Source organism: Gryllotalpicola koreensis (assembly GCF_039538185.1).
Taxonomy (GTDB): Bacteria; Actinomycetota; Actinomycetes; order Actinomycetales; family Microbacteriaceae; genus Gryllotalpicola; species Gryllotalpicola koreensis.
On record NZ_BAABBW010000002.1, the window covers coordinates 50,634 to 75,281 of the forward strand.

At 69.6% G+C, this 24,648-nt stretch carries 21 protein-coding genes; 14 read left to right on the plus strand and 7 right to left on the minus strand.

The annotated features are described in order from the left end of the window. Window positions 1-58: 58 nt before the first annotated feature. Window positions 59-1,537, plus strand: a complete 1,479-nt coding sequence (locus ABD708_RS05140) for an HNH endonuclease signature motif containing protein (RefSeq protein ID WP_344752229.1) — start codon at window positions 59-61, stop codon at window positions 1,535-1,537. Between the two features lie 191 nt (window positions 1,538-1,728). Here ABD708_RS05140 and glgB read toward each other — a convergent pair whose 3' ends face one another. Both glgB and ABD708_RS05150 read right to left on the minus strand, forming a co-directional pair. Continuing rightward, a complete protein-coding gene (gene glgB / locus ABD708_RS05145) occupies window positions 1,729-3,951 on the minus strand; it encodes a 1,4-alpha-glucan branching protein GlgB (RefSeq protein ID WP_344752230.1) in 2,223 nt (740 codons plus the stop codon). Further along, window positions 3,951-5,969, minus strand: a complete 2,019-nt coding sequence (locus ABD708_RS05150; RefSeq protein WP_425553246.1) for an alpha-1,4-glucan--maltose-1-phosphate maltosyltransferase — start codon at window positions 5,967-5,969, stop codon at window positions 3,951-3,953. The genes glgB and ABD708_RS05150 overlap by 1 nt, the downstream gene beginning before the upstream one ends. A 65-nt stretch (window positions 5,970-6,034) precedes the next feature. Here ABD708_RS05150 and ABD708_RS05155 point away from each other — a divergent pair, with 65 nt between their 5' ends. Further along, a complete protein-coding gene (locus tag ABD708_RS05155) occupies window positions 6,035-8,605 on the plus strand; it encodes a glycogen/starch/alpha-glucan phosphorylase (RefSeq protein WP_425553247.1) in 2,571 nt (856 codons plus the stop codon). Window positions 8,606-8,621: 16 nt separating this feature from the next. Here ABD708_RS05155 and glgX read toward each other — a convergent pair whose 3' ends face one another. After that, window positions 8,622-10,682, minus strand: coding sequence for a glycogen debranching protein GlgX (gene glgX / locus ABD708_RS05160; RefSeq protein ID WP_344752231.1), 2,061 nt, complete (start codon window positions 10,680-10,682; stop codon window positions 8,622-8,624). Window positions 10,683-10,701: 19 nt separating this feature from the next. On the opposite strand from glgX, the gene ABD708_RS05165 reads away from it, so the two are divergent. Further along, entirely contained in the window at window positions 10,702-11,871 is a 1,170-nt protein-coding gene (locus tag ABD708_RS05165; RefSeq protein ID WP_344752232.1) for a cysteine desulfurase family protein, read from the plus strand. Window position 11,872: 1 nt separating this feature from the next. Here the strand turns inward: ABD708_RS05165 and ABD708_RS05170 are convergent, their stop codons facing one another. Continuing rightward, window positions 11,873-12,406: an EXPERA domain-containing protein gene (locus tag ABD708_RS05170; RefSeq protein ID WP_344752233.1), complete on the minus strand. Its 534-nt coding sequence runs from the start codon at window positions 12,404-12,406 to the stop codon at window positions 11,873-11,875. A 59-nt stretch (window positions 12,407-12,465) separates the two neighbouring features. Here ABD708_RS05170 and mnmA point away from each other — a divergent pair, with 59 nt between their 5' ends. Then, window positions 12,466-13,572, plus strand: coding sequence for a tRNA 2-thiouridine(34) synthase MnmA (gene mnmA / locus ABD708_RS05175; RefSeq protein ID WP_344752234.1), 1,107 nt, complete (start codon window positions 12,466-12,468; stop codon window positions 13,570-13,572). Here mnmA and ABD708_RS05180 read toward each other — a convergent pair whose 3' ends face one another. Then, window positions 13,573-13,776, minus strand: coding sequence for a hypothetical protein (locus ABD708_RS05180; protein ID WP_344752235.1), 204 nt, complete (start codon window positions 13,774-13,776; stop codon window positions 13,573-13,575). It lies immediately after the preceding gene. 336 nt (window positions 13,777-14,112) lie between these two features. Between ABD708_RS05180 and ligA the strand changes: the two genes are divergently transcribed. Beyond that, complete coding sequence (gene ligA / locus ABD708_RS05185) at window positions 14,113-16,341, plus strand: NAD-dependent DNA ligase LigA (protein ID WP_425553259.1); 2,229 nt, start codon at window positions 14,113-14,115, stop codon at window positions 16,339-16,341. Continuing rightward, complete coding sequence (gene arr, locus ABD708_RS05190; RefSeq protein ID WP_344752237.1) at window positions 16,331-16,747, plus strand: NAD(+)--rifampin ADP-ribosyltransferase; 417 nt, start codon at window positions 16,331-16,333, stop codon at window positions 16,745-16,747. Before ligA ends, arr begins: the two co-directional genes overlap by 11 nt. A gap of 22 nt (window positions 16,748-16,769) precedes the next feature. Here the strand turns inward: arr and ABD708_RS05195 are convergent, their stop codons facing one another. Then, complete coding sequence (locus tag ABD708_RS05195) at window positions 16,770-17,363, minus strand: TMEM175 family protein (RefSeq protein ID WP_344752238.1); 594 nt, start codon at window positions 17,361-17,363, stop codon at window positions 16,770-16,772. Between the two features lie 102 nt (window positions 17,364-17,465). Between ABD708_RS05195 and gatC the strand changes: the two genes are divergently transcribed. Genes gatC through gatB form a run of 3 tightly spaced genes read left to right on the plus strand, consistent with a single transcriptional unit; the run spans window position 17,466 to window position 20,796 of the window. Beyond that, window positions 17,466-17,765: an Asp-tRNA(Asn)/Glu-tRNA(Gln) amidotransferase subunit GatC gene (gene gatC / locus ABD708_RS05200; RefSeq protein ID WP_344752239.1), complete on the plus strand. Its 300-nt coding sequence runs from the start codon at window positions 17,466-17,468 to the stop codon at window positions 17,763-17,765. A gap of 5 nt (window positions 17,766-17,770) precedes the next feature. Then, window positions 17,771-19,297 (plus strand): Asp-tRNA(Asn)/Glu-tRNA(Gln) amidotransferase subunit GatA, encoded by a 1,527-nt coding sequence (gene gatA, locus ABD708_RS05205; protein WP_344752240.1) that lies wholly within the window; start codon window positions 17,771-17,773, stop codon window positions 19,295-19,297. Further along, window positions 19,297-20,796, plus strand: a complete 1,500-nt coding sequence (gene gatB / locus ABD708_RS05210) for an Asp-tRNA(Asn)/Glu-tRNA(Gln) amidotransferase subunit GatB (RefSeq protein ID WP_344752241.1) — start codon at window positions 19,297-19,299, stop codon at window positions 20,794-20,796. The genes gatA and gatB overlap by 1 nt, the downstream gene beginning before the upstream one ends. 91 nt (window positions 20,797-20,887) lie before the next feature. Here the strand turns inward: gatB and ABD708_RS05215 are convergent, their stop codons facing one another. Beyond that, window positions 20,888-21,694: a helix-turn-helix domain-containing protein gene (locus tag ABD708_RS05215; RefSeq protein WP_344752242.1), complete on the minus strand. Its 807-nt coding sequence runs from the start codon at window positions 21,692-21,694 to the stop codon at window positions 20,888-20,890. Window positions 21,695-21,759: 65 nt separating this feature from the next. Here ABD708_RS05215 and ABD708_RS05220 point away from each other — a divergent pair, with 65 nt between their 5' ends. From ABD708_RS05220 to ABD708_RS05240, 5 genes are read left to right on the plus strand one after another with little or no spacing between them, the layout of a single operon-like run. Then, the gene (locus ABD708_RS05220) at window positions 21,760-22,263 is read left to right on the plus strand and encodes a VOC family protein (RefSeq protein ID WP_344752243.1); all 504 of its coding nucleotides are present in this window, start codon (window positions 21,760-21,762) and stop codon (window positions 22,261-22,263) included. Between the two features lie 56 nt (window positions 22,264-22,319). After that, entirely contained in the window at window positions 22,320-22,688 is a 369-nt protein-coding gene (locus ABD708_RS05225; RefSeq protein ID WP_344752244.1) for a YciI family protein, read from the plus strand. Beyond that, the gene (locus ABD708_RS05230) at window positions 22,685-23,944 is read left to right on the plus strand and encodes an RNA polymerase sigma factor (RefSeq protein WP_344752245.1); all 1,260 of its coding nucleotides are present in this window, start codon (window positions 22,685-22,687) and stop codon (window positions 23,942-23,944) included. Before ABD708_RS05225 ends, ABD708_RS05230 begins: the two co-directional genes overlap by 4 nt. Next, entirely contained in the window at window positions 23,941-24,294 is a 354-nt protein-coding gene (locus tag ABD708_RS05235; RefSeq protein WP_344752246.1) for a YciI family protein, read from the plus strand. The genes ABD708_RS05230 and ABD708_RS05235 overlap by 4 nt, the downstream gene beginning before the upstream one ends. After that, entirely contained in the window at window positions 24,291-24,647 is a 357-nt protein-coding gene (locus ABD708_RS05240) for a YciI family protein (protein WP_344752247.1), read from the plus strand. The genes ABD708_RS05235 and ABD708_RS05240 overlap by 4 nt, the downstream gene beginning before the upstream one ends. Window position 24,648: the final 1 nt, after the last annotated feature.

Sequence of the window (24,648 nt, forward strand, 5' to 3'; positions counted from 1 at the left end):
TTCCACAGGCTCGAACATGTCATCGTGAATGTCGGTGGTGGTCGGTAGCGTGGGTTTCGTGAGCATCGCAGATCAGTTCGATACCGGGGAAGACTCTTCCCCGGGGTTCGGGCTGTCGGCGGGCGAGTTGGCGGCCGCGGGGCGGCCACCGGTGTGGGATCGGGTGCGGCAGATCGACGCCGCGATCGCGGGGCTGCAGGCCGAGCGGGTGCAGCTTTTGGGTCGTCTCGGGGAGGAGGCGGTGCTGCAGGCCGAGCTCGACGTCGAGCTCGACCCCACCGTGTCGTTGGATCGGCGGTTGAACGCGCATCAGCGCTCACTCGCGCTGGAGCTCGCGGCGGCATCGAATACGGGCACGGATGCCGCGCAGCGGCAGCTTGCGGAGGCGTGGACGCTGACGCAGAAGTGCCAGCTCGCCTTGCTGGCCTTGTCGTGCGGGGAGATCTCCTTCGGGCACGCCGTCACGATCGCGCGCGAGGTCGCCGATTTGGACGTCCTTGCTGCGGGGGACGCGCAGGAGGCGCTGCTGCCGTACGCGCGAAGGCTCTCGCCGGGCTTGTTCGCGAAGAAGGCCCGCGAGGTCCTCGACGCGAACGATCCGGAGAGGCTCGCCGACCGGCATTCGCGCGCCTGGGCGCGGCGGAATGTGAGTGTGGACGGCGCCCGGGACGGCATGGCCACGCTGAGCGCGTACCTTGACGCGGGAGATGCGGCCGTGATCCGCACGGGCCTGGCGAACGCGGCCCGGGAGGCCCGCCAGGACGGCGATTCGCGTACGCGGGGCCAGTTGGAGGCCGACTTCCTCGTCGAGCTCCTCATGAACGGAGAAGTCGCCACCTGCGACAGCGACCACGACGGCGACGGCGGCGACCAGGCGGCCCTGACTGACGGGACTCCGGCGGCCGACGCCGGGCCCGACGGTGCCGGGCCTGCTGCCACGCGGCCGCGGGTGCAGCGGCAGAAGCTGGTCGACAAGGCGCCGATCAGCATCGAGGTCCTCATCCCGGCCGCGACCGCCGCCGGCGACGATGCCGCACCGGGGAGGATCCCCGGCGTCGGCATGATCGACCCGGTCGCCGCACGGCAGCTGATCACCCGGGCGCCCAGCCTGCGCCGCATCCTCACCGACCCGATCACGAGCGCGATCCGCGACTTCGACCGCACCACCTACCGCATCCCGGCAGAGCTGAAACGCATGATCCGCATCCGCGACGAGCACTGCCGCGCCCCGAACTGCCCGAGACCGCCGGACGATCTCGACCACACGAACGACTACGCGAAAGGCGGGAAGACCGCCGAAGGCAACCTCGCCGGGCTGTGCGAGAACCACCACTACGTCAAACACGAAACCGGGTGGACACTACGGCAGTACGCCGACGGCATCCTCGACTGGATAAGCCCGTCCGGCCGGCACTACCAAACCCGACCCGACCTCATCATGCCCGCACCACCCCCACCCGACCCCTGGGCCGACGACCCAGACACCTACGCTGACAACACCCCCTTCGACAAACCGTCGGAAGATGGTCGGGCTTAGCTGCCTGCGCCGGGGCGCATCCACGTCCAGGCGCGGGGGCGCACCTCGGTGAACGGGGTGAGCGACGCGACCTCAGGGGCGTCGATGTCGAAGACCGGCGGCGGGACCTCGGCCATCGCCTCGAGGTGATGCTCCGCGAACTCCGCGACCGGGTCCGAGGTGAGTGCCTCGGGCTCCGCCTCAGCCTCTCTTCAAGCCGGCGCTGCGGGCTCCGGCGGCGCTGCGGGCGCGGGGCGCAGGAACACCGCGCCGAGCGGCGGCAGGTTGACCTCGGCGCTCGCGGCACGGCCGCCCCAGCCGCGTTCCTCGGCGTGGATGCGGCCGAGGTTGCCCACCCCTGAGCCGCCGTAGGCTGCGGCATCCGTGTTCACGATCTCGTCCCAGCCGCCCGCGAACGGCAGGCCGAGGCGGTAGCCGAGATGCGGCGCGCCCGAGAAGTTGAAGGCGCACACGACCGGGCCGTCTTCGCTCCAACGCAGGAAGGCGAGCACGTTGTGCTCGGCGTCGCCCGCTTCGATCCACTCGAAGCCGCGCGGCTCGACGTCGTAGCGCCAGAACGCCGAGTTGGCGCGGTAGACGCGGTTGAGCTCGGCGACGAGCTCCGCGATCTCGTGGTGGTCGGGGTAGTCGAGCAGGTGCCAGTCAAGGCCCTTCTGCTCGTTCCACTCGGCCCACTGGCCGAACTCCTGCCCCATGAACAGCAGCTGCTTGCCAGGATGCGCCCACATGAACGCGAGGAATGCGCGCAGATTGGCTCGCTTCTGCCAGTGGTCGCCCGGCATCTTGTCGATCAGCGAGCCCTTGCCGTGCACGACCTCGTCGTGGCTGATCGGCAGCACAAAGTTCTCGGAGTACGCGTAGACCATCGCGAAGGTCATCTCGTTGTGGTGGTACGAGCGGTAGGCCGGGTCGCGCTCGATGTACTGCAGCGAGTCGTGCATCCAGCCCATGTTCCACTTGAAGCCGAAGCCGAGGCCGCCCTGGTCGGTGGGCTTCGTGACGCCGCTCCAGCTCGTGGACTCCTCGGCGATCATCATGATGCCGGGGTAGCGCTTGTACGCCGTGGCGGTCGTCTCCTGCAGGAATCCGATCGCCTCCAGGTATTCGCGGCCGCCGTGGATGTTGGGCGTCCACTCGCCGTCGTTCCGCGAGTAGTCGCGGTAGAGCATCGAGGCGACCGCGTCGACGCGCAGGCCGTCGACGTGGAAGGTCTCGAGCCAGTAGAGCGCGTTCGCGTAGAGGAAGTTGCGCACCTCAGTGCGGCCGAAGTCGAAGACGTAGGTGCCCCAGTCCTTCTGCTCGCCGAGGCGCGGATCGGGATGCTCGTAGAGGGGCGGGCCGTCGAAGCGGGCGAGTGCCCAGTCGTCCTTGGGGAAGTGGCCGGGGACCCAGTCCATGATCACGCCGATGCCGGCCTGGTGCAGGCGGTCGATGAGATAGCGCAGGTCGTCGGGATGCCCGAAGCGGCTCGTCGCCGCGTAGTAGCCCGTCACCTGGTAGCCCCACGACGGCGCGTAGGGGTGCTCGGCGAGCGGCAGGAACTCGACGTGCGTGAAGCCGAGCCAGGTGACGTACTCGATGAGCTGGTCGGCGGCCTCGCGGTAGGAGAGCCCCGGGCGCCATGAGCCGAAGTGCAGCTCATAGATCGAGATCGGCTTGTCGTGGTGGCTCGTGCGGCGGGCGGCCAGCCAGTCGGCGTCGCCCCACTCGTAACGGCTCTCGCCGACGACGGATGCCGTGGCGGGCGGCACCTCGGTGTACTGCGCGAGCGGGTCTGCCTTGCGCACCCAGTCGCCCGACCTCGTGCGCAGGTCGAACTTGTAGAGCGCGCCGGCGGCGAGGCCCGGCACGAAGAGCTCCCACACGCCGCTCGGGCCCATCGAGCGCATCATGTGCCCGGTGCCGTCCCAGCCGTTGAAGTCGCCGACAACGCGCACGGCCGTCGCGTTCGGGGCCCACACGGCGAACGACACGCCCTTCACGGGTGCCGAGACGCCCCAGTGCTCGCGCACGTGCGCGCCGAGCGCGTTCCAGAGCTCCTCGTGGCGGCCCTGCTGAATGAGCCAGGTGTCGCCCTCGCCGAGCGTGGGGGAGAAGCGGTACGGGTCGTCGGCGGTGTACACGCTGCCGTTCTCGTAGCGCGCCTCGATCACATAGTCGCTGAGGCCCGTGATCGACACGCCCTGCCAGACGCCGTAGCCGATGTGCGCGAGCTCGACGTGCGCACCCGAGGCGAGCACCGCGTGCACCGAGCTCGCGAGCGGGCGCAGGGTGCGGATGACGGTGACCGGGTCGGCCACGGTGCCTGTCGCGATCGGATGCTGGCCCAGCACGGCGTGCGGCTCGTGGTGGCGGCCCTCGGCGAGAGACTGCAGCGTCTCGTCGGCGATGCGGGGCAGGGTGACACTGCTCATCAGCTGGGCTCCTTCACGTGGAGGATGTGCACGGGCTCATAGAAGGCGTCGAGCCGCACGTAGTTGCGCGCCGACCAGTTCCAGCGCTGCCCCGTGACGAGGTCGCGCACCTCGAACTCTGCGCCGGGCTCGAGCCCGAGCGCGGTGACGTCGAGGTGCACGAGCGTCTCGCGCACCGAGTGCGGGTCGACGTTCGCGACCACGATCACGGTGTCGGACTTGCCTGAGCGGCTGAAGCGCGCCTCGAGGTGCTTCGAGTAGACCAGCACGGCGTCATCGTCCGAGCTGTGCAGCGTGAGGTTGCGCAGCTGGCGGAGCGCGGGGTGCGCATTGCGGGCCTGGTTCAGCATGGTCAGGTAGGGCGCGAGCGAGTCGCCCGACGCGGCCGCTCGGGCGAAGTCGCGCGGCTTGAATTCGTACTTCTCGTTGTCGATGTACTCCTCGGCGCCCGGCCGGGCGACCGACTCGTAGAGTTCGTACCCGGAATACACGCCCCACAGCGGACCCGCGGTCGCTGCGATCGCGGCGCGGATCTTGAAGGCGGGCCGGCCGCCGAACTGCAGGTATTCGGTGAGGATGTCGGGTGTGTTGACGAACAGGTTCGCGCGGTAGAACGGCGCCCAGTCGCGCGAGATGGTGGTGAGGAACTCCTCGAGCTCGTCCTTCGTGTTCCGCCAGGTGAAGTAGGAGTACGACTGCTGGAAGCCGGCCTTCGCGAGCGTCTGCATGACCGCCGGGCGGCTGAACGCCTCGGCGAGGAAGACGACCTCGGGGTGCGTCGCGTTCACGTCGTGGATCAGCCACTCCCAGAAGCGCAGCGGCTTGGTGTGCGGGTTGTCGACGCGGAAGATGCGGATGCCGAGCGAGATCCAGTGCTCGACGATGCGCCGCACCTCATGCCGGAGCCCGTCGTAGTCGTTGTCGAAATTCAGGGGGTAGATGTCCTGGTACTTCTTCGGCGGGTTCTCGGCGTAGGCGATGGTGCCGTCGGGCAGCGTTGTGAACCACTCGGGGTGCGACGTGACCCACGGATGGTCAGGGGATGCCTGCAGCGCGAGGTCGAGCGCCACCTCGAGGCCCGACAGTTCGGCCTTGCCCAGGAAGTGTCTGAGGTCCTCGACAGTGCCGAGCTCGGGGTGGATCGCGTCGTGCCCGCCCTCGGGGCTGCCAATCGCCCACGGCGAGCCGGGATCGTTCGGCCCCGCCGTCAGCGCGTTGTTCGCGCCCTTGCGGTAGCTGCGGCCGATGGGGTGGATCGGCGGCAGGTAGACGACGTCGAAGCCCATCGCGGCGACCTCGGGCAGGCGCAGGGCAGCCGAGCGGAACGTGCCGGACTGCCAGCTGCCGTCCGAGCGCCGCTTCGCGCCGATCGAGCGGGGGAAGAACTCGTACCAGGCGCCGACGCCCGCGGCGCTGCGCTCGACGACGATGCGGCGGGTCTCCGACAGGGTCTGCAGCGACACCACGGGGCGCTCGGTCATCACCTGGGCGACGCGCTGTTCGGATGCCGCGGCCAGGCGCGCTTCGGGCGGGGCGGCCTCCTCGCGGAGCATCCGTGCGAGGTCGGAGAGCATGCGCCGCTCGGCCTTCGGCCTGCGCGTGTCGGCAGCGGCGCGCTCGGCGAGGATCGCTCCCTCCTGGAAGGTGACCGAGACGTCGACCCCGACCGGGATCTTCTTGTCGGCGACCGCGCGCCAGGTCGCCCACTCGTCCGCCCACGCCTGCATGCGGAAGCGCCACTCGCCCTCGGCCTCGAGCAGCGCGAGCGCGCCCCAGCGGTCGGGGTGCTCGACCCCGAGCGGGTGCATGCGGTGCGCCGTCTGCTCGCCGGACGGGTCGAGCAGCAGCAGGTCGACGCCGATCAGATCGTGCCCCTCGCGGAACGCCGTGATCTCGAACGGCACGACCTCGCCGGCGAACGCCTTCGCGGGGAACAGCCCCCCGTCGACCTCCGGGGCGGGCTCGAGGAGCGGAATCCGGCCCAGAACTCCAGCAAAGGCATCCGTGTCGTTCGCCACGATGCGAACCTATCGTGTCCTGAAGTCGTCACAACCAGGAAACCTGCCGCCATTAGCGTACGAGTGTGAGCGAATTCGACATGCTGGATGCCGTCAGACCCGAGACCCCGCTGACCGCCGACGAGGCCCAGACCAGTGAGTCGCGGCACGTCGGGCCGAGCTTCCAGCCCACGCACCCTCTTGCCCTCGCACCCGTGACCTCGCCGCCGCATTCCGTCGACGGCTTCGTGCGCGAGTTCCTGCGCGAGCTGAACACCGACGCGGGCGTGACGCTCTCGCGGTCGACCGTGAACGATCAGTACCTGTCGCTCGCCCGCACCGTGCGGCACTACCTCTCCGCGCGCTGGCTCGAGAACACGCGCAAGGTGCGCGAGACGAAGGCCAAGATGGTCGGCTACCTGTCGGCCGAGTTCCTGCTGGGTCGCCAGCTCGGCAACGCGCTGCTCGCGACCGACCTCGAGGAGATCGCCGAGAAGGCCCTCGCCGAGTGCGGCATCGACATCGCGACTCTGCGCGCGCAGGAGGTCGAGCCGGGCCTGGGCAACGGCGGCCTCGGCCGGCTGGCCGCCTGCTTCATCGACTCGCTGGCGACGATGGGGGTGCCGTGCATCGGCTACGGCATCCGCTACGAATACGGCATCTTCCGCCAGACCTTCGTCGACGGCCGGCAGGTCGAGCAGCCGGACACCTGGCTCAGCCTCGGCAGCCCGTGGGAGTTCCCGCACCCCGAGCACGCGGTGCAGGTCGACTTCGGCGGGCACACCGAGACCTATACGGATGGCGACGGGGTGGAGCGCACCCGATGGGTTCCCGCCTGGAACGTGCTCGGAATGCCGTACAACTACATGGTCCCCGGCTACCAGAACGGCCAGGTCAACACCCTGCGGCTGTGGAGCGCGCAGGCGACGAAGGCGTTCGACCTGCCGACCTTCAACAGCGGTGACTACGCCGACGCAGTGCGCGCCCAGACCTTCGCCGAGAACATCACGAAGGTGCTGTACCCCGAGGACTCGACGCCCCAGGGCAAGGAGCTGCGGCTGCAGCAGCAGTACTTCTTCGTCGCGTGCTCGATCCGCGACTTCCTCGACCGCTTCATCCTCGACGGCGACGTGACGACGCTGCCCGAGCGGGTCATCTTCCAGCTCAACGACACCCACCCGGTGATCGCGGTGCCCGAGCTGATGCGCGTGCTCGTCGACATCGAGAAACTGGACTGGGACGCGGCCTGGGCGATCACCAAGCAGTGCTTCGCCTACACCTGTCACACGCTGCTGCCCGAGGCGCTCGAGGTGTGGCCGACCGAGCTGCTCGGCCGGCTGCTGCCGCGCCACCTCGAGATCATCTACCGCATCAACGACGAGTTCCTCGCCGAGGTGCGCGCCGCGTATCCCGACGACGAGCTGCGCGCCCGGCAGATGTCGATCATCGCCGAATACCCCGAGCGCTCGGTGCGCATGGCGTATCTCGCCACCGTCGCCGGCTCGAAGGTGAACGGCGTCGCCGAGCTGCACTCGCAGCTGCTGCGCGACAAGGTGTTGCACGACTTCTCCGAGTACTGGCCCGAGAAGTTCACGAACGTCACCAACGGCGTTACCCCGCGCCGCTTCATGCGGCTCGCCAACCCCGGCCTGTCAGGTCTGATCACCGAGACCCTCGGAACCGGCTGGCTGACCGACCTGGAGCGGCTCGCCGAGCTCGAGCCATACGCGGAGGACGCCGACTTCCGCGACGCCTTCGTCAAGATCAAGGAGGCCAACAAGACCCGGCTCTACCGCCTGCTGCAGGCGAGGGACGGCGTCGCGCTGCCCGGCCATCACCTGCTGGACGTGATGGTCAAGCGGCTGCACGAGTACAAGCGGCAGAGCCTCAAACTGCTGCACATCGTCAGCATTTACGAGCAGATCATCACCGGCAAGGTCGCGCTCGACCAGATCACCCCGCGCACCTTCGTCTTCGGCGCGAAGGCCGCCCCCGGCTACCGCATCGCCAAGGAGACCATCTACCTGATCAACTCGGTGGCGAAGGTGGTCAACAGCGACCCGCTCGTGAAGGACGTGCTCAAGGTCGTCTTCCCCGCCAACTACAACGTCACGCTCGCCGAGACGCTGATCCCGGCCGCCGACCTCTCCGAGCAGATCTCGCTCGCGGGCAAGGAGGCGTCGGGCACCGGCAACATGAAATTCGCCCTGAACGGGGCGCTGACCATCGGAACCGACGACGGCGCCAACGTCGAGATCCGCAAGCTGGTCGGCGACGAGCACTTCTTCCTGTTCGGCCTCGCAGAGCCCGAGGTCGCCGAGCTGCAGGCGAAGGGCTACCACCCGCACGAGTACTACGAGAGCGACCCGCAGTTGAAGGCCACCCTCGACCTGATCGCCTCAGGGCACTTCTCGGGCGGCGATCGCTCGGTCTTCGAGCCGCTCGTCTCCAACCTGCTGTACGACGACCGGTTCATGGCGCTCGCCGACTTCAAGGACTACGCGGAGGCGCAGGCGCGCGTGGACGCGGCATACGCCGACCAGGAGACCTGGGCGCGCTCGGCCGTGCTGAACGTGGCGAGGAGCGGCTTCTTCTCGTCCGACCGGTCGATGCGCGACTACATCGACCGGATCTGGCACACCCAGCCGCTGCGGTAGGCGGGGCGGGCGCGCGCTACCTGAAGTCCCGCCCGCTGCAGTGGAACAGCTGCAGCGAGGCGGGGCTCACCTGCACGACGTCGCCCGGCCGGAACCACGTGGTCTCGGTCTTCGGGGTCTCGTCAGCGCTGTCCCACACGAGCTCGTAGCCGTCGACGCCCTCGTGCGCGGGCAGCGTCACCGAGATCTCGCTCTCGACGCCGTGCACGATCAGCAGGATGCGGTTGAACTCCTCGAACTCCGGGGTCGAGGCGGCCACGTACTGCAGGGTGCGCGCTGACGGGTCCTGCCAGTCGGGCTCGTCCATGGTGTTGCCGCCGGCGTCGTACCAGTCCATCTGGCTCGACTGCGGCACGTGCTCGCCGAGCTTGGCGAAGCGCACGGGGCGCACGGCGGGATTCTCGGTGCGCAGGCGGATGAGCTCCGCGGTCACGGCGCGCAGATTCGCGGCATCCGTATCGCGATCCCAGGACAGCCACGTGAGCTCGTTGTCGTGGCAGTACGCGTTGTTGTTGCCCTGCTGCGTGCGGCCGAACTCGTCGCCTGCCGTGATCATGGGCACGCCGGCCGACAGCAGCAGCGTGCCGAGGATGTTGCGCATCGCCTTACGGCGGGCCGAGAGGATGCCGGAGTCGGTGGTCGCGCCCTCCGCGCCGTGGTTGAACGAGCGGTTGTTGTCGGAGCCGTCGCGGTTGAACTCGCCGTTGCCGTAGTTGTGCTTGACGTCGTACGAGACGAGGTCGGCGAGCGTGAAGCCGTCATGGGCGGTGACGAAGTTGACGGATGCCACGGGGCCGCGCTGCTCGCTGAAGGTGTTCGACGAGCCGGCGAGCCGGGTGGCCAGGCCGCCGATGCCGGTCGATGCCGTGCCGTGATGGCGCGCGTCGGCGATGTCGCGCAGCCAGAACTGGCGCATGCGGTCGCGGTAGCGGTCGTTCCATTCGCTCCAGCCGTCGGGGAAGTTGCCGGTCTGCCAGCCGCCGAGGCCGACGTCCCAGGGCTCGGCGATGAGCTTGACGCCCTGCAGCTGCTCGTCGTCGAGGAGCCCGGAGAGCAGCGGGTGATCGCGGTTGTACGCGCCGCTCTCGTCCCGGCCGAGCGTCGCCGCGAGGTCGAAGCGGAAGCCGTCGATCTGGCACTCGTTCGCCCAGTAGCGCACCGAGTCGCGCACGAGCTCGCGGGCGACCGCCTGGCCGAAGTCGACGGTGTTGCCGCAGCCGGTGACGTCGTAGTAGGTGCCGTCGTCGAGCTGCCGGTAGTAGCTCGAGTTGTCGATACCGCGGAAGCTGGAGCGCGGACCGCCGACGCCCGCCTCGGCCGTGTGGTTGTAGACCACGTCGAGGAAGACCTCGAGGCCTGCCTCGTGCAGCAGCTTCACCATGCCCTTGAACTCGCGCAGCACGGCGGACGGGCCGGCGGCCTGGGCGGCCTGCGTCGCGTAGGGCGCGTGCGGCGAGAAGAAGTTCACCGTGTTGTAGCCCCAGTAGTTCGTCAGCCCCTGGCGCAGCAGACGCGGCTCCGACGTGAAGCAGTGCACGGGCAGCAGCTCGATCGCCGTCACGCCCAGCGAGGTGAGGTACTCGATCGAGGCGGGGTGGGCGAGGCCGGCGTAGGTGCCGCGCAGCTCTTCGGGCACAGCCGGGTTGAGCTTCGAGAAGCCGCGCAGGTGCGTCTCGTACACGATGGTCTTGTCGAGCGCGTGCCCCGGCTTCTTCGCCCCGCCCCAGTCGAAGGCCGTGTCGACCACGACGGCGCGCCACTGGTCGGCGCGCGGCTGCACGACGCCCTTGGCGTACGGCTCGAGCAGGAAGGTGGTCGGGTCGAAGGCGTTGCGCGGCGCCTGCGGCCCGTCGACCCTGATCGCGTAGCGCGTCTCAGGCACGAGGCGCGGCGACGAGACCGACCAGACGTCGTCGGCGCCGCGGGTGAGCGGCACGGTCTCGACGATCGCGTTCGGATCGCTCCGATCGAACACGACGAGTTCGATCATCGAGGCGTTCGCGCTCCACACCCCGAGCGTTCCGCCCGCCTCGGTGGGCGTGACGCCCAGGGGGCTCGCCGGAACGGGTGCGGACATGGTGTCTACAGTAGTGAGCGTGGGCGTCTACCTAGACCACGCAGCGACGACGCCGATGCTCCCCGAAGCGATCGACGCGTACGCCCGCGCGATGAGCGAAGTCGGCAACCCGTCGTCGATCCATTCGGCCGGGCAGAACGCCCGCCGGCTGCTCGAGGAGGCGCGCGAGACGGTCGCGGCGTCGCTCGGCTGCGACCCCATCGAGGTGGTCTTCACCTCGGGCGGCACCGAGGCGATCAACCTCGCGCTCAAGGGGGGATTCTGGGCGGCGACGGCGGCATCGCCTGCCCGCCGCCGCCTCGTCGTTCCGAACGGCGAGCACCATGCCACGCTCGACACGGTCGAGTGGCTGGTCGCGCACGAGGGCGCGGACGTCACGTGGGTCGGCCTGGACTCTGAGGGATTCATCGAGACGGATGCCTGGGCCGAGGCGCTCCGCGGCGACGATGTCGCCCTCGCCAGCGCGCTCTGGGTCAACAACGAGGTCGGCACGATCGAGCCCGTCGCCGAGCTGGCCGCGGCCGCGGCATCCGCCTCGGTCCCGCTGCACCTCGACGCCGTCGCCGCCTATGGCCACGTGCCCATCTCCTTCCGCGCGCTCGGCGCTGCGGCGCTGTCGGTGTCGGCGCACAAGATCGGCGGCCCGGTCGGCATCGGCGCGCTCGTGCTGTCGCGCACGGCGCGTGTCGTGCCGACGGTGCACGGCGGCGGTCAGCAGCGCAATGTGCGCTCGGGCACGCAGGACGTCGCCGCCGCCGTGTCGTTCGCCGTTGCGGCGCAGGCGGCGGTCGCCTCCCTGGAGGCGGAACGGGCGCGACTCACGGCGCTGCGCGACCGGCTGATCGCGGGGGTGCGGGCCGCCGTGCCCGAGGCGCGGCTGTCAGGGCCGTCGGGAAACCAGCGGGTGGCCTCGAGCGCCCACTTCACCTTCCCGGGCGCGCAGGGGGACTCGCTGCTCTTCCTGCTCGACGCCGCCGGCGTCGCGGTGTCGACGGGATCAGCCTGCCAGGCCGGCATCCCCGAGCCTTCGCATGTCGTGCTCGCCATGGGGCGCGAGACGGGGGAGGCATCCTCGTGCCTGCGCATCACGCTGGGGCGCACGACGACCGATGCCGACGTGGATGCCTTCCTCGCCGCACTGCCCGACGCCTACGCGCGTGCCGCCAAGGCGGGCTTCACGGCGCGCTGACTCACCAGCGTCGCGTGAACGGCAGCGGCTTGCGCATGCGGATGAGGAGCAGCAGCGGGAAGAGCACGTACGGTCCGTTGTAGAGCAGGAAGATCAGCGGGTGCGGAGTGCGCTGACCCTCGGGGCCGAAGAACTCGACGCCGAAGATCGGGATGCCCGTCAGCGAGATGATCATCGTCGCGTAGATCACCGAGGGCAGCTGGATCCAGTTCCAGCGGCGGATGATCGCCAGGATCAGCACGATGTAGAAGGCGATGTAGCCGAACGCCGAGGTGCCCGAGATGAAGCGCAGCCACAGCGGGTGCGACTGGTAGAGCGGATCGAAGTTCGACGAGTACGTGTAGTTCCACTGCACCAGGAGGTTCGGCGAGTTCGGCACCTGGTCGAGGCCGAGGCCCTCCACGGAGTCGCTGATGACGCAGCTCACGATGAACAGGCTGAAGACGACGAGGAACACGATGTCCATCGGCCGCTGTCGGAGCGGCAGGTTCGTGGTGCGAGTGGCGGTGGGGGAGTCTGAGACGGCTGTGGTCACGGTAGCGACGTTAATACGCTCCCGGCGCGTGCTCCGACACCGAAACGTAGACTGGGCGCATGCGTGTTCTGGCGGCGATGAGCGGTGGTGTCGACTCCTCGGTGGCTGCTGCGCGCGCGAAAGACGCCGGCCATGACGTCGTCGGCGTGCACCTCGCTCTCTCGCGCATGCCCGGCACGTTGCGCACCGGCTCGCGCGGCTGCTGCACGATCGAAGACGCGATGGACGCCCGCCGCGTCGCCGACCTGATCGGCATCCCGTTCTATGTGTGGGACTTCTCCGAGCGGTTCAAGGCCGACGTCGTCGACGACTTCATCGCCGAGTACGAGGCCGGCCGCACCCCGAACCCCTGCATGCGCTGCAACGAGCGCATCAAGTTCGCCGCGCTGCTCGAGAAGGCGCTCGCGCTCGGCTTCGACGCGGTCGTCACCGGGCACTACGCGGCAGTGGTGACGGATGCCGAGGGCAATCGCGAACTGCACAGGGCGGCCGCCTGGGCGAAGGACCAGAGCTATGTCCTCGGAGTGCTGACGGCCGAGCAGCTCGCGCACGCGATGTTCCCGCTCGGCGCGACGCCGTCGAAGGCCGAGGTGCGGGCCGAGGCCGAGGCGCGCGGCTTCGTGACGGCCAAGAAGCCGGACTCGTACGACATCTGCTTCATCCCCGACGGCGACACCCGCGGCTGGCTCGCCGAGCACGTCGGCATCTCGAACGGGGCAATCGTGGATCGCTCCGGGGCGGTCGTCGGCTCGCACTCCGGCGCGCAGGGCTATACCGTCGGCCAGCGCCGCGGGCTCAATCTCACGGTGCCGGCGCCCGACGGGCGGCCGCGCTTCGTGCTCGAGGTGAAGCCGGCCACCAACGAGGTGGTCGTCGGCCCGAAGGAGGCGCTCGACATCGCCGAGGTGGCGGGGTCGCGCTTCACGTGGGCGGGACTGCCGCCGCGGCATCCGTCGACTCCGTTCGACTGCGAGGTGCAGATCCGCGCGCATGCCGACCCGGTGCCTGCGGTCGCCGTGGTGCGCGACGGCGAGCTCGTGATCACGCCGGCGTCCCCGATCAACGGGGTCGCCCCCGGGCAGACCGCGGTGCTCTACATCGGCACGCGCGTGCTCGGCCAGACGACGATCGACCGCGCGGTCAGCGCGGTGTCTGTCAGCGCGTGATCAGCGGCCGTCTGGCCCGAAAATGTGGCGGTAGAGCGTCTGCAGGTCGTTGTCGACCGAGTTGAAGCGCAGGTCGATTTTGTCATCGAGCCGCCGCACTTCTGACTTCACGACGTGAACGAACAGCGTCGACACGATGGTGAGCGTGCCGAGGAACAGGGCGGTGAAGACGCCCATCATCGCCCATACCTGCGCTTCCGTCATATGCGGCACTCCTTCATGATCGTCGTGTTGCGTTGAGAGTGCCAGAGCGCGCCGCAGGCGCGGTGCGGAGATCGACCGAGTTGTGTGCCGAACGCGCTCGCTCATCCCTGTGGACGGCGAGATTCTCGCAATCGAACGCGTGCAATAGGGAGCTGCAGGCTCGTCAAGCACCCTGCCCGTGTCGGTGGTGCTCGGTAGCCTGGGCGCGTGGCAGAAGTGACGCACGAGCAGGCCGCGGCCGAGGTGGCCGAGCTGACCGATCGCATCAACGGGGCGCGTGAGGCGTACTACGGTGCGAATGCTTCGCTGGTCGACGACGCGACCTATGACGGCTGGATGCATCGGCTCGAGGAGCTCGAGCGGCTGTTCCCCGAGTTCGCCAAGCAGGACTCTCCGACGCAGACGGTCGGCGCCGCCGAGGAGACAGGGCTCGACACGATCGAGCATGCCGAGCGCATGCTCAGCCTCGACAACGTCTTCTCGCTCGACGAGTTGCGCGAGTGGTGCGCCAAGGCCGAGGAGCTCGCCGGGCGGAAGGTGCGCTGGCTCACCGAGCTCAAGATCGACGGGCTCGCGATCAGCCTGCGCTACGAGAACGGTGTGCTCACCTCGGCGGCGACGCGCGGCGACGGGCGCGTCGGTGAGATCGTCACCGAGAACGCGCTGAAGCTGGGCGACATCCCCGAGCGGCTGTCAGGCACGGGGCATCCGGCGCTCGTCGAGGTGCGCGGCGAGGTGTTCATCCCGGTCGCGGCCTTCGAGAAGCTGAACCGGCTGCAGGAAGAGTTCAGACGCCGCTACGTTGCCGAGAAGCGCGCCCAGCACGAGACGCGCTGGGGCGACAAGCGGGTCTTCGACGAAGAGAAGGCGAAGGGCACGGCAGGGCGCATGTTCCCGGCGTTCGCGAACCCCCGGAACGCGGCGAGCGGCGGCCTTCGGCAGCAGCTCGACAAGAAGAAGACGGCGCTCGAGCGTGAGGCATCCGTCGCCCGTATCGAGTCGCTGAAGCTGTTCGTGCACGGCATCGGCGCCTGGGCGGACCCGCCGGTGGCCGCCCAGAGCGAGGTCTACGAGCTGCTGGAGTCGTGGGGGCTGCCGACGAGCCCGTACACGCAGGTGTTTGACTCGATCGACGGCGTGGCCGGCTTCGTCGAGAAATACGGCGCCGAGCGGCACTCCGTGCTGCACGAGCTCGACGGCATCGTCGTGAAGGTCGACGAGCTGGCGCTGCATGACGAGATGGGGGCGACGAGCCGCGCGCCGCGCTGGGCGATCGCGTTCAAGTACCCACCTGAGGAGGTGCAGACGAAGCTGCTCGACATCGTCGTCTCGGTCGGGCGCACGGGGCGCGCGACGCCGTTCGCCGTGATGGAGCCCGCGCACGTCGCCGGCTCGGTCGTGCGGCAGGCGACCCTGCACAACCAAGACGTCGTGAAGGCGAAGGGCGTGCTGATCGGCGACACCGTCGTGCTGCGGAAGGCGGGCGACGTGATTCCCGAGGTGCTCGGGCCGGTGGTCGAGAAGCGCGACGGAAGCGAGCGCGAGTTCGTGATGCCCGAGCGCTGCCCTGAGTGCGGCACTCCGCTCGCGCCGGCGCGTGAGGGCGACATCGACCTGCGCTGCCCCAACGCCCGATCGTGCCCGGCGCAGGTGCGCGGGCGTGTGGAGCACGTCGGCTCGCGTGGGGCGCTCGACATCGAGGGGCTCGGCGAGGTGGGTGCCGCTGCGCTCACGGAGGGCACCGATGGCCAGTCGGCTCTGCTGTCGACCGAGGCGGGCCTGTTCGACGTGACGATCGAGGACCTGTTCCCGATCCGGGTGCTGGTGCGCGACGTCGAGACCGGCGAGCCGCGGGTGCGGGACGATGGGAGCTACGACTACCGCACGCCGTTCCAGCGGCGGCGGAAGCTGACGGGGCGCGACGCCGATGCGCCGTACGACCCGGGCGCCGAGACCTTCGCCGGGGACGAGCTCGCGGTGCCGTCGAAGGCCGCGGAAGAGCTGGTCGCCGAGCTCGAGAAGGCCAAGACCAAGGACCTGTGGCGGATGCTGGTCGCGTTGAACATCCGCAACGTGGGGCCGGTGGCGGCCCGCGCGCTCGCGGGGTACTTCGGGTCGCTCGACGCGATCCGGGCTGCGAGCGTCGAGCAGCTCGCCGAGGTCGAGGGCGTCGGGCCGATCATCGCGCAGTCGCTCACCGACTGGTTCGCGGTCGACTGGCATCGCGAGATCGTCGAGCGCTGGGCGGCGGCCGGGGTTCGGTTCGAGATCCCGGGGCACCCGGGGCCCGGCGCCGCACAGCAGGAGGCCGGGGGAGTGCTCGCGGGTCTCACCGTCGTCGCCACGGGCTCGCTCGAGGGCTTCTCGCGCGACGGCGCGAACGAGGCGATCATCGCCGCGGGTGGCAAGGCGGCGTCGAGTGTCTCGAAGAAGACCGACTATGTGGCCGCGGGGCCCGGCGCGGGCTCGAAGCTCGCGAAGGCCGAAGAGCTGGGCATCCCGATTCTGGATGCCGCGCAGTTCGCGATCCTCGTGACGGAAGGGCCGGCAGGTCTTGGGCTCTGAGAACGACGTGCTCGATGACGGGCCGTTCTTCCACGGCACGAAAGCCGATCTGCGGGTGGGCGATCTGCTGACGGCAGGGTTCCGGTCGAACTACCGGCCCGAGATCGTCATGAACCACATCTACTTCACGGCCTTGCGGGATGGTGCGGGCCTCGCCGCCGAGCTGGCCGCCGGCGACGGTGAGCCCCGGGTCTACCTCGTTGAGCCGACGGGCCCGTTCGAGAACGATCCGAACGTGACCGACAAGAGGTTCCCCGGCAACCCGACGCGCTCCTATCGCAGCGCCGACCCGATCCGCGTGGTCGGCGAGGTGACCGACTGGACCCGGCTGACGCCCGAGGCGCTGCAGGCCTGGCACGACCGCATCAGCGGGATGCGCGCGGAACGGGCCGAGATCATCAACTGAGGCGTCGAGCCAGCGAGCCGGATCAGGCGGCACCGTCCTGCCGCGCGAGGTAGCGCTCCACGCGCCGGTCGGGCACGAGCCAGATCAGCGCGACGATGATCGGCGGCACGAGCCCGAGCCAGGGCGTGATGAAGGCCAGCCCGATGCCGATCAGATAGAGGATCGGCGAGAGGATGCCCTTGAGGTCGCGGCCGAGAGCATCACGCAGCGCATCGCCTGACGGCGTGCGGAAGATCGCCCGCTGCAGCACGTAGTAGGCGACCGCGGCGCCGAGCAGGTTGACCCCGTAGACCACGGTCGGGTCGCGCGCGATCGACGACTCATCGAGCCAGCGCTGGGTGAGCGGTACGAGTGAGAGCCAGAACAGCAGGTGCAGATTCGCCCACAGCACCGCGCCGTTGACGCTGCGGACGACCTGGAACAGATGGTGATGGTTCGACCAGTAGATGCCGACGTAGACGAAGCTCAGCAGATAGGTCAGCAGGCCGACGCCCGCGCTGTCCCAGAATTGGCGGATCGTGTCGCCGTGCTCGGGCAGCTTCAGCTCCAGCACCATGATCGTGATGATGATGGCCAGAACGCCGTCGCTGAACGCCTCCAGTCGATTGCTCTGCATGCCCCGATCATCGCAGGCATCCCCGGGCTCGACATCCGTCCGATCAAGGGGGACCGCTCGGTAGGATTGACCTATCACCCGCCCGCAATTCGACGGAGCCGCATGTCTGAAATCAGCACCGAACTGGTGCGCCATCTCGCGGGGCTCGCCCGTATCGACCTCTCCGAGTCCGAGCTCGAGAGCCTCACCGGCGAGCTGGCCCAGATCGTCGAGAGCATCGCCAAAGTGAGCGAGGTCGCGACGCCCGACGTCGTGGCGACGAGTCACCCGATCCCGCTGTCGAACGTGTTCCGCGAGGACGAGGTGCGTCCGTCGCTCACCGTCGAGCAGGCGCTCTCGGGCGCCCCAGAGCGTGAGGGCGACCGCTTCAAGGTCGCGTCGATCCTGGACGAGGAGCAGTAGAGCGGATGCCTGAACTGATCACCCTCACTGCCGCCGAGCTGGCCTCGAAGCTCGCCGCGCGCGAGATCTCGAGCGCCGAGGCCACGCAGGCCCACCTCGACCGCATCGCCGCCGTCGACGGCGATGTCCACGCCTTCCTGCACGTCTCGGAGCACGCGCTCGAGGCGGCGAATCGCATCGACGAGCGCCGCGCCGCGGGCGAAGCACTCGGCGAGCTCGCGGGCGTGCCCGTCGCCGTCAAGGACGTGCTCGCCACGAAGGACATGCCGTCGACCTCGGGCTCGAAGATCCTCGAGGGCTGGCAGCCGCCGTACGACGCGACGGTCGTCGCGCGGCTGCGCGAGGCCGGCCTCGTGCCGCTCGGCAAGACCAACATGGATGAGTTCGCGATGGGCTCCTCGACCGAGCACTCCGCCTACGGTCCGACCCACAACCCGTGGGATCTCACCCGCACGCCCGGCGGTTCGGGCGGCGGCTCGTCGGCCGCGGTGAGCGCGTTCGAGGCGCCGCTCGCCCTCGGCAGCGACACCGGCGGAAGCATCCGCCAGCCCGCTGCCGTCACGGGATCCGTCGGGGTCAAGCCGACCTACGGCGGCGTCAGCCGCTACGGCGCGATTGCGCTCGCCAGCTCGCTCGACCAGGTCGGGCCCGTCAGCCGCAGCGTGCTCGACGCGGCGTTGCTGCACGACGTCATCGGCGGGCACGACCCGCTGGACTCGACCTCCCTCACCGACGTCTGGCTGTCGATGGCCGCGGCCGCCCGCCGCGGCGCGGCCGGCGACGCGCTGAAGGGCCTCAGGGTCGCCGTCGTCAAGGAGCTCTCCGGCGAGAGCGGCGGCTTCCAGGCCGGCGTCAAGCAGCGCTTCGACGAGACCGTGGCCGCACTCACCGCGGCCGGCGCCGAGGTCATCGAGGTCGCGGCCCCGAGCTTCGAGTACGCCGTCGCCGCGTACTACCTGATCCTCCCGGCCGAGGCCTCAAGCAATCTCGCCCGCATGGACTCCGTGCGCTTCGGCCTGCGGGTCAACCCGGAGAGCGGCCCCGTCACGGTCGAACGCGTCATGAGCGCCACCCGTGACGCGGGCTTCGGCGCCGAGGTGAAGCGCCGCATCATCCTCGGCACCTACGCGCTGAGCGCCGGCTACTACGACGCCTACTACGGCAGCGCGCAGAAGGTGCGCACGCTCATCCAGCAGGACTTCGCGAAGGCGTTCGCGCAGGCCGACGTGCTCATCAGCCCGGCCGCGCCGACGACGGCGTTCGAGCTCGGCTCGCTCGTCAACGACCCGCTCGCGATGTACCTGAACGACGTCACGACGATCCCGGCGAACCTGGCCGGCATCCCCGGCATGGCGATCCCCATGGGTCTTGCCCCCGAGGACGGCCTGCCCGTCGGCCTGCAGCTGCTCGCGCCGGCCCATGAGGACGCGCGGCTCTATGAGGTGGGCGCCGCCATCGAGACACTGCTGACGGATGCCTGGGGGCACACGCTGCTCAGCCAGGCACCCGCACTGAAGGAGGTCGCCCGCTGATGGCGAAGGACAAGCTTCTCGACTTCGACAAGGCGATCGAGCTGTACGAGCCGGTGCTCGGCTTCGAGGTGCACGTCGAGCTCAACACCAAGACGAAGATGTTCTGCGGCTGCGCGAACGCCTTCGGCCAGGGTGCGAACACGAACACGTGCCCGACCTGCCTCGGGCTTCCGGGCGGCCTGCCGCAGGTCAACAGGAAGGCGATCGAGTCGAGCATCCGCCTCGGCCTCGCGCTCGGCTGCGAGATCGCGGAGAACTGCCGCTTCGCGCGCAAGCAGTACTTCTACCCCGACCTCGCGAAGGACTTCCAGACCTCGCAGTACGACGAGCCGATCGCCTTCGACGGCTCGGTGACGATCGAGCTCGAGTCGGGCCGCGAGGTCACCGTGCTGATCGAGCGCGCCCACATGGAGGAGGACGCCGGCAAGCTGACGCACGTCGGCGGCGCCACCGGTCGCATCCAGGGCGCGGACTACTCGCTCGTCGACTTCAACCGCGGCGGCGTGCCGCTCGTCGAGATCGTCACGAAGATCATCGAGGGTGCGGAAGGCGATGCCCCCGAGGTCGGTCGCGCCTACGTCGGCGCGATCCGCGACATCGTGCGCTCGCTCGGCGTCTCGAACGCGCGCATGGAGGAGGGCAACATCCGCTGCGACGCGAACGTGTCGTTGCGGCCCCGCGGCTCCGACAAGCTCGGCACCCGTACCGAGACGAAGAACGTCAACTCGCTGCGCTCGGTCGAGCGCGCGGTGCGCTACGAGATCCAGCGCCAGGCGGCGATCCTCGAGGCGGGCGGCACGATCACGCAGGAGACGCGGCACTGGCACGAGGACTCGGGCACGACGAGCGCGGGGCGCCCCAAGTCGGACGCCGACGACTACCGCTACTTCCCGGAGCCCGATCTCGTTCCCGTCGCGCCGAGTCGCGAGTGGGTAGAGGAGCTGCGCGGCACGCTGCCCGAGCCGCCTGCGGCCCGCCGCACCCGGCTGCGCGAGGCGTGGGGCTTCACCAAGCTCGAGTTCCAGGACGTCGCGAACGGCGGCCTGCTTGATGTCGTCGAAGAGACCGTGGCCGCGGGTGCGACGCCTGCTGACGCCCGCAAGTGGTGGACCGGTGAGCTGACGCGCATCGCCAACGCGCAGGGCGTCGCAGTGGACACGCTGGTGACCCCGACCGACGTCGCGCAGCTCTCTGCGCTCGTCGCGAGCGGCGAGCTCACCGACCGCCTGGCCCGCCAGGTGCTCGAGGGCGTCGTCGCGGGTGAGGGCTCACCCGCCGAGGTCGTCGAGAAGCGCGGGCTCAAGGTCGTCTCCGACGATGGTGCGCTCATCGCCGCGATCGACGAGGCGCTCGCCGCGCAGCCCGATGTGCTCGCCAAGATCAAGGACGGCAAGGTGCAGGCGGCCGGTGCGGTCATCGGCGCGGTCATGAAGGCGATGAAGGGCCAGGCGGATGCCGCTCGGGTCCGCGAGCTGGTCCTGGAGCGCGCCGCGCAGTAGCTCAGCGCGCCAGCCGCGGGTGCGCGTTGCGTCGCCGCGTTCGGGCCGAAAAGTTCGATCTTGGGCCCGAAACCGGCGACGCAATGCCGCCTCAACGCTTCAAGGTAGCGGCGAAGTCACGCGGGGTCATGCCGACGGTGGCGGCGAAGTCTCGGCTGAAGTGCGGGTAGTCGGCGTAGCCGAGCTCGGCGGCGAGCCCGCTGAGGTCGGTGGTCGATGACGCGCCGAGGCGTGCCGCCGCCTCTTGCAGACGGCGGCGCTGGATCATCCACTTCGGCGTGAGGCCGACGTAGCGGGCCGCGAGCCGTTCGAGGCGACGCGGGCTGAGCCCGAAGCGGCCGGCCAGCTCGTCGACGCGGGTGAGCGCGGCATCCGTCTCGATCGCCGCCGCGATCTCGTTCATCAGCCTTTCGTCGGTGGTGAGTGACGGCACACGAGCGGCAAGCCACTCCTCAAAGGCGGCGATGGCCGACGGATGCCTCGCGACGGCATCCTCAGAGGCCCCCATGATGTCCCGCACTTCGGTCACGACGTGCTCGTCCGAGAAGTCGATCGAATCGCCCACGAAATCCTCGACAGGTCGGCCGGCCAGTCGGTAACCCGTCGCCACCTGCAGCAGCACGCCGAAAGCGAAGCCGCTTCCCTCGAGATGCCGCACGGTGAGGTCGGGGGTCGGAGCGTAGAGCCGCGCCCGGTCGTGCTCGATGACGAGGTTGCAGGCCGGGTAGACGAGGATCGGCACGTCGTGGCTCGCCCCAGGCGGGAGGGCGTAGTCGACGAGCCAGTAGTGCCGCACCAGTGCGGCCGCCTCGCCCGTGACGGGATAGCGGCGGAAGTCGATCGGAGCCACGACGGGGGCGAGCGGGCCCTTGCTCACCACCTCATCGCGCGCGCCCATGAGGGAAACGCTACGCGTCGGAAAAGTTCAAGACGAGGCATCCGTCGCCTGCCTAGCCTGCCGGTATGGACATCACCGACGGCCGCCCGAACGGCTACACCGCACTGACCCCCTACCTCGTCGTCGAGAACGCGGCCGCAGCGATCGACTTCTACGCCGCCGTCTTCGGGGCGACGACCGTGAGCAGGCTCGAGGGCACGGCGCCCGACGGCAGCACCTACATCGGCCAGGCCGAGCTCGACTTCGGCGGCGCAGGCCGCCTGCAGCTCTCGGACCCGCAGCCCGGTTTCGGCCTCGTCGCGCCCGACCCTTCGGCAGCGGGAATCACTCAGTCGATCATGATCTACGTCTCCGACGTCGATGCCACCATCGCGCGCGCGACCGAGCTCGGCGCCGAGGTCAAGGAGCAGCCGAGCGACTTCGTCTCCGGCGACCGTTTCGGCGCATTCGTCGATCCGTTCGGACGCCGCTGGGCCGTCATGACGCGGGTGGAAGACCTGAGTTCCGACGAATCCGCTCGCCGCGTGGAGGAGTGGTGGGCGACGATTTCCGCACCGGTGTCGAAATAGCGGTGACGGCTCCGACCCCTCTGTGACAGCGTGTGCTGAGCAGAAGGGCAACGGAAGTGACGCACTACATCTTCAACGTGATCGGGCCGGGCACAGACGACGGATACGGCACCTACGGCTCGGCGGAGGCCCAGGGCGCGGCGATGGCGCGGATCGACGCCTTCAACGAGCGCCTCGAGCGCGAAGGGCGCATCATCTACCTGAACGGCCTCGGGGCCGCGGAGACGACCTCGGCCGTCGTGGACGCGCGCGACGGCGAGACGATCGTGACGGACGGCCCCTACGCCGAGTTCAAGGAGTACATCGCCGGCCTCTGGGTGCTTGAGATCGAGAGCCGCGAGAAGGCCCTTGAGCTTGCGGCTGAGGCGTCCCGGGCGTGCGGCCGCAAGATCGAGGTCCGTCCCGCACACGACCCGATCGCGTGACGGCGTTGCCCGCCTCTCTCGACACGATCTTCGACGCGAACGTGCGCGCCGTGATCCCGCTCGTCACCGCCGCGCTCGTGCGGCGGTACGGGGGCCTCGCCGATTGCGAGGACGCCGTGCAGGAGGCGCTGCTCGAGGCATCCGTCGCCTGGCCCAAGACCGGCATACCTCGCGACCCGCGCGCCTGGCTGCTCACGGTCGCGCGCCGCCGCTACATCGACGCGGTGCGATCGGATGTCGCACGCCAGGCCCGTGAGGAGCGGGAGGCCGCGCTCGACATGGTCGGGTCTGCCGCAGCCGCGCAGGACGACTCGCTCGCGATGCTCGTGCTGTGCTGCCACCCGGCGCTGCAGCCCGCGTCACGGGTCGCGCTCACGCTGCGTGCCGTCTGCGGCCTCACGACCGCGCAGATCGCCGCCGCGTTCTACAGCCCCGAGGCGACGATGGCGCAGCGCATCACCCGCGCCAAGCGGGCGATCGACGAGGCGGGGCGGAGTTTCGGGGAGCTGTCGGGGGCGATGCTGCGCGAGCGCGCGGAATCCGTGCGCACCGCGCTCTACCTGATGTTCAACGAGGGCTACGCGCCGTCCGGCGGCGAGCTGCCGGTGCATGGCGAGCTGATCACCGAGTCGATCAGGCTCACCCGTCTGCTGCACGCCGCGCTGTCGGGTGACACCGAGACGACCGCGCTGCTCGCGCTCATGCTGCTGACGGATGCCCGCACCGGGGCCCGCACCGACGCCGAGGGACTCCCCGTCGCGCTGCCCGAGCAGGACCGCTCCCTGTGGGACGCCGCGAAGCTCACCGAGGGTCGTGCCCTCGCAGCCCAGGCGCTGACCGAGGGGCCCGCGACCCCGCTTGCGATCCAGGCAGCGGTCGGCGCGGTGCATGCGTCGGCACCGAGCGCCGACGCGACCGACTGGGAGCAGATTCTCGGACTGTACGACGTGCTCGTGCAACTGCAGCCCGGGCCTGCCGCGCAGCTCGGCCGCGCCGTCGCGGTCGGCATGGCGCGGGGCCCGCTGGCGGGGCTCGCCGAACTGGCGCTGCTCGAGTCCGACGAACGGCTCGCCCGTGGGCATCGCCTGCTGTCGGTGCGCGCCGGGCTGCTCGAGCGCGCGGGCGCCTTCGACGAGGCGGAGAAGACGTATGCCGAAGCCGGCATGAAGGCTCCCAACACCGCCGAGCGGCGTTGGCTCGACGCTCAGGCGCGCCGGCTTGCGGCCGCCGGGCACGACCGAGAGGAATCCCGATGACCCAATATCTGCTTCTGCACGTCACCGACCCGAGTGCCGAGCCGTGGGACGACCTCGTCGACCCAGGCCTCCTCACCGACTGGCTGGATGAGCGCCGCGACGACCGGCAGCCGCACCGCGGCTCGCCCATCGGCACGCGAGGCCAGGCGAAGTCCGTGGCCGTGCGAGGCGGCGAGGTGCAGGTGACCGACGGCCCGTTCCCCGAGTTCAAGGAGTGGTTCATGGGCTACGACCTCATCGACGCCGACTCGATGGAGGACGCGGTGCGCATCGCCGCCACGCATCCGTCGGCCAAGATCGGCCGGCTCTACGTGTTGCCGAATGTCGCCGAATGGAAGGACGAACGATGAGACAGCAGTTCCTGGTCTTGCACGTGACGGACGAAAGGGCGCCGGGGTGGGACGATGCGATCGATCGCCCGCTGATGGATGCGTGGCTCGACCATCGCCGAGGCCCCGACGGGTGGGAGCCGAACGGCTTCCGAGTGGGTGACCCGGCGACGGCCCGCGAGATCGTTCTGCGGGACGACACGGTCAGCGTCACCGACGGGCCGTTCCCGGAGTTCAAGGAATGGTTCATGGGTGTCGAGTGGATCGAGGCGGACGACATGGACCAGGCCGTCGAGCTGCTCGCGAAGCACCCGACGGCGCGCATCGGCCGGGTCATGGTGATCCCGGCGCTGGAAGACCCTGAGGGGAAGTAGG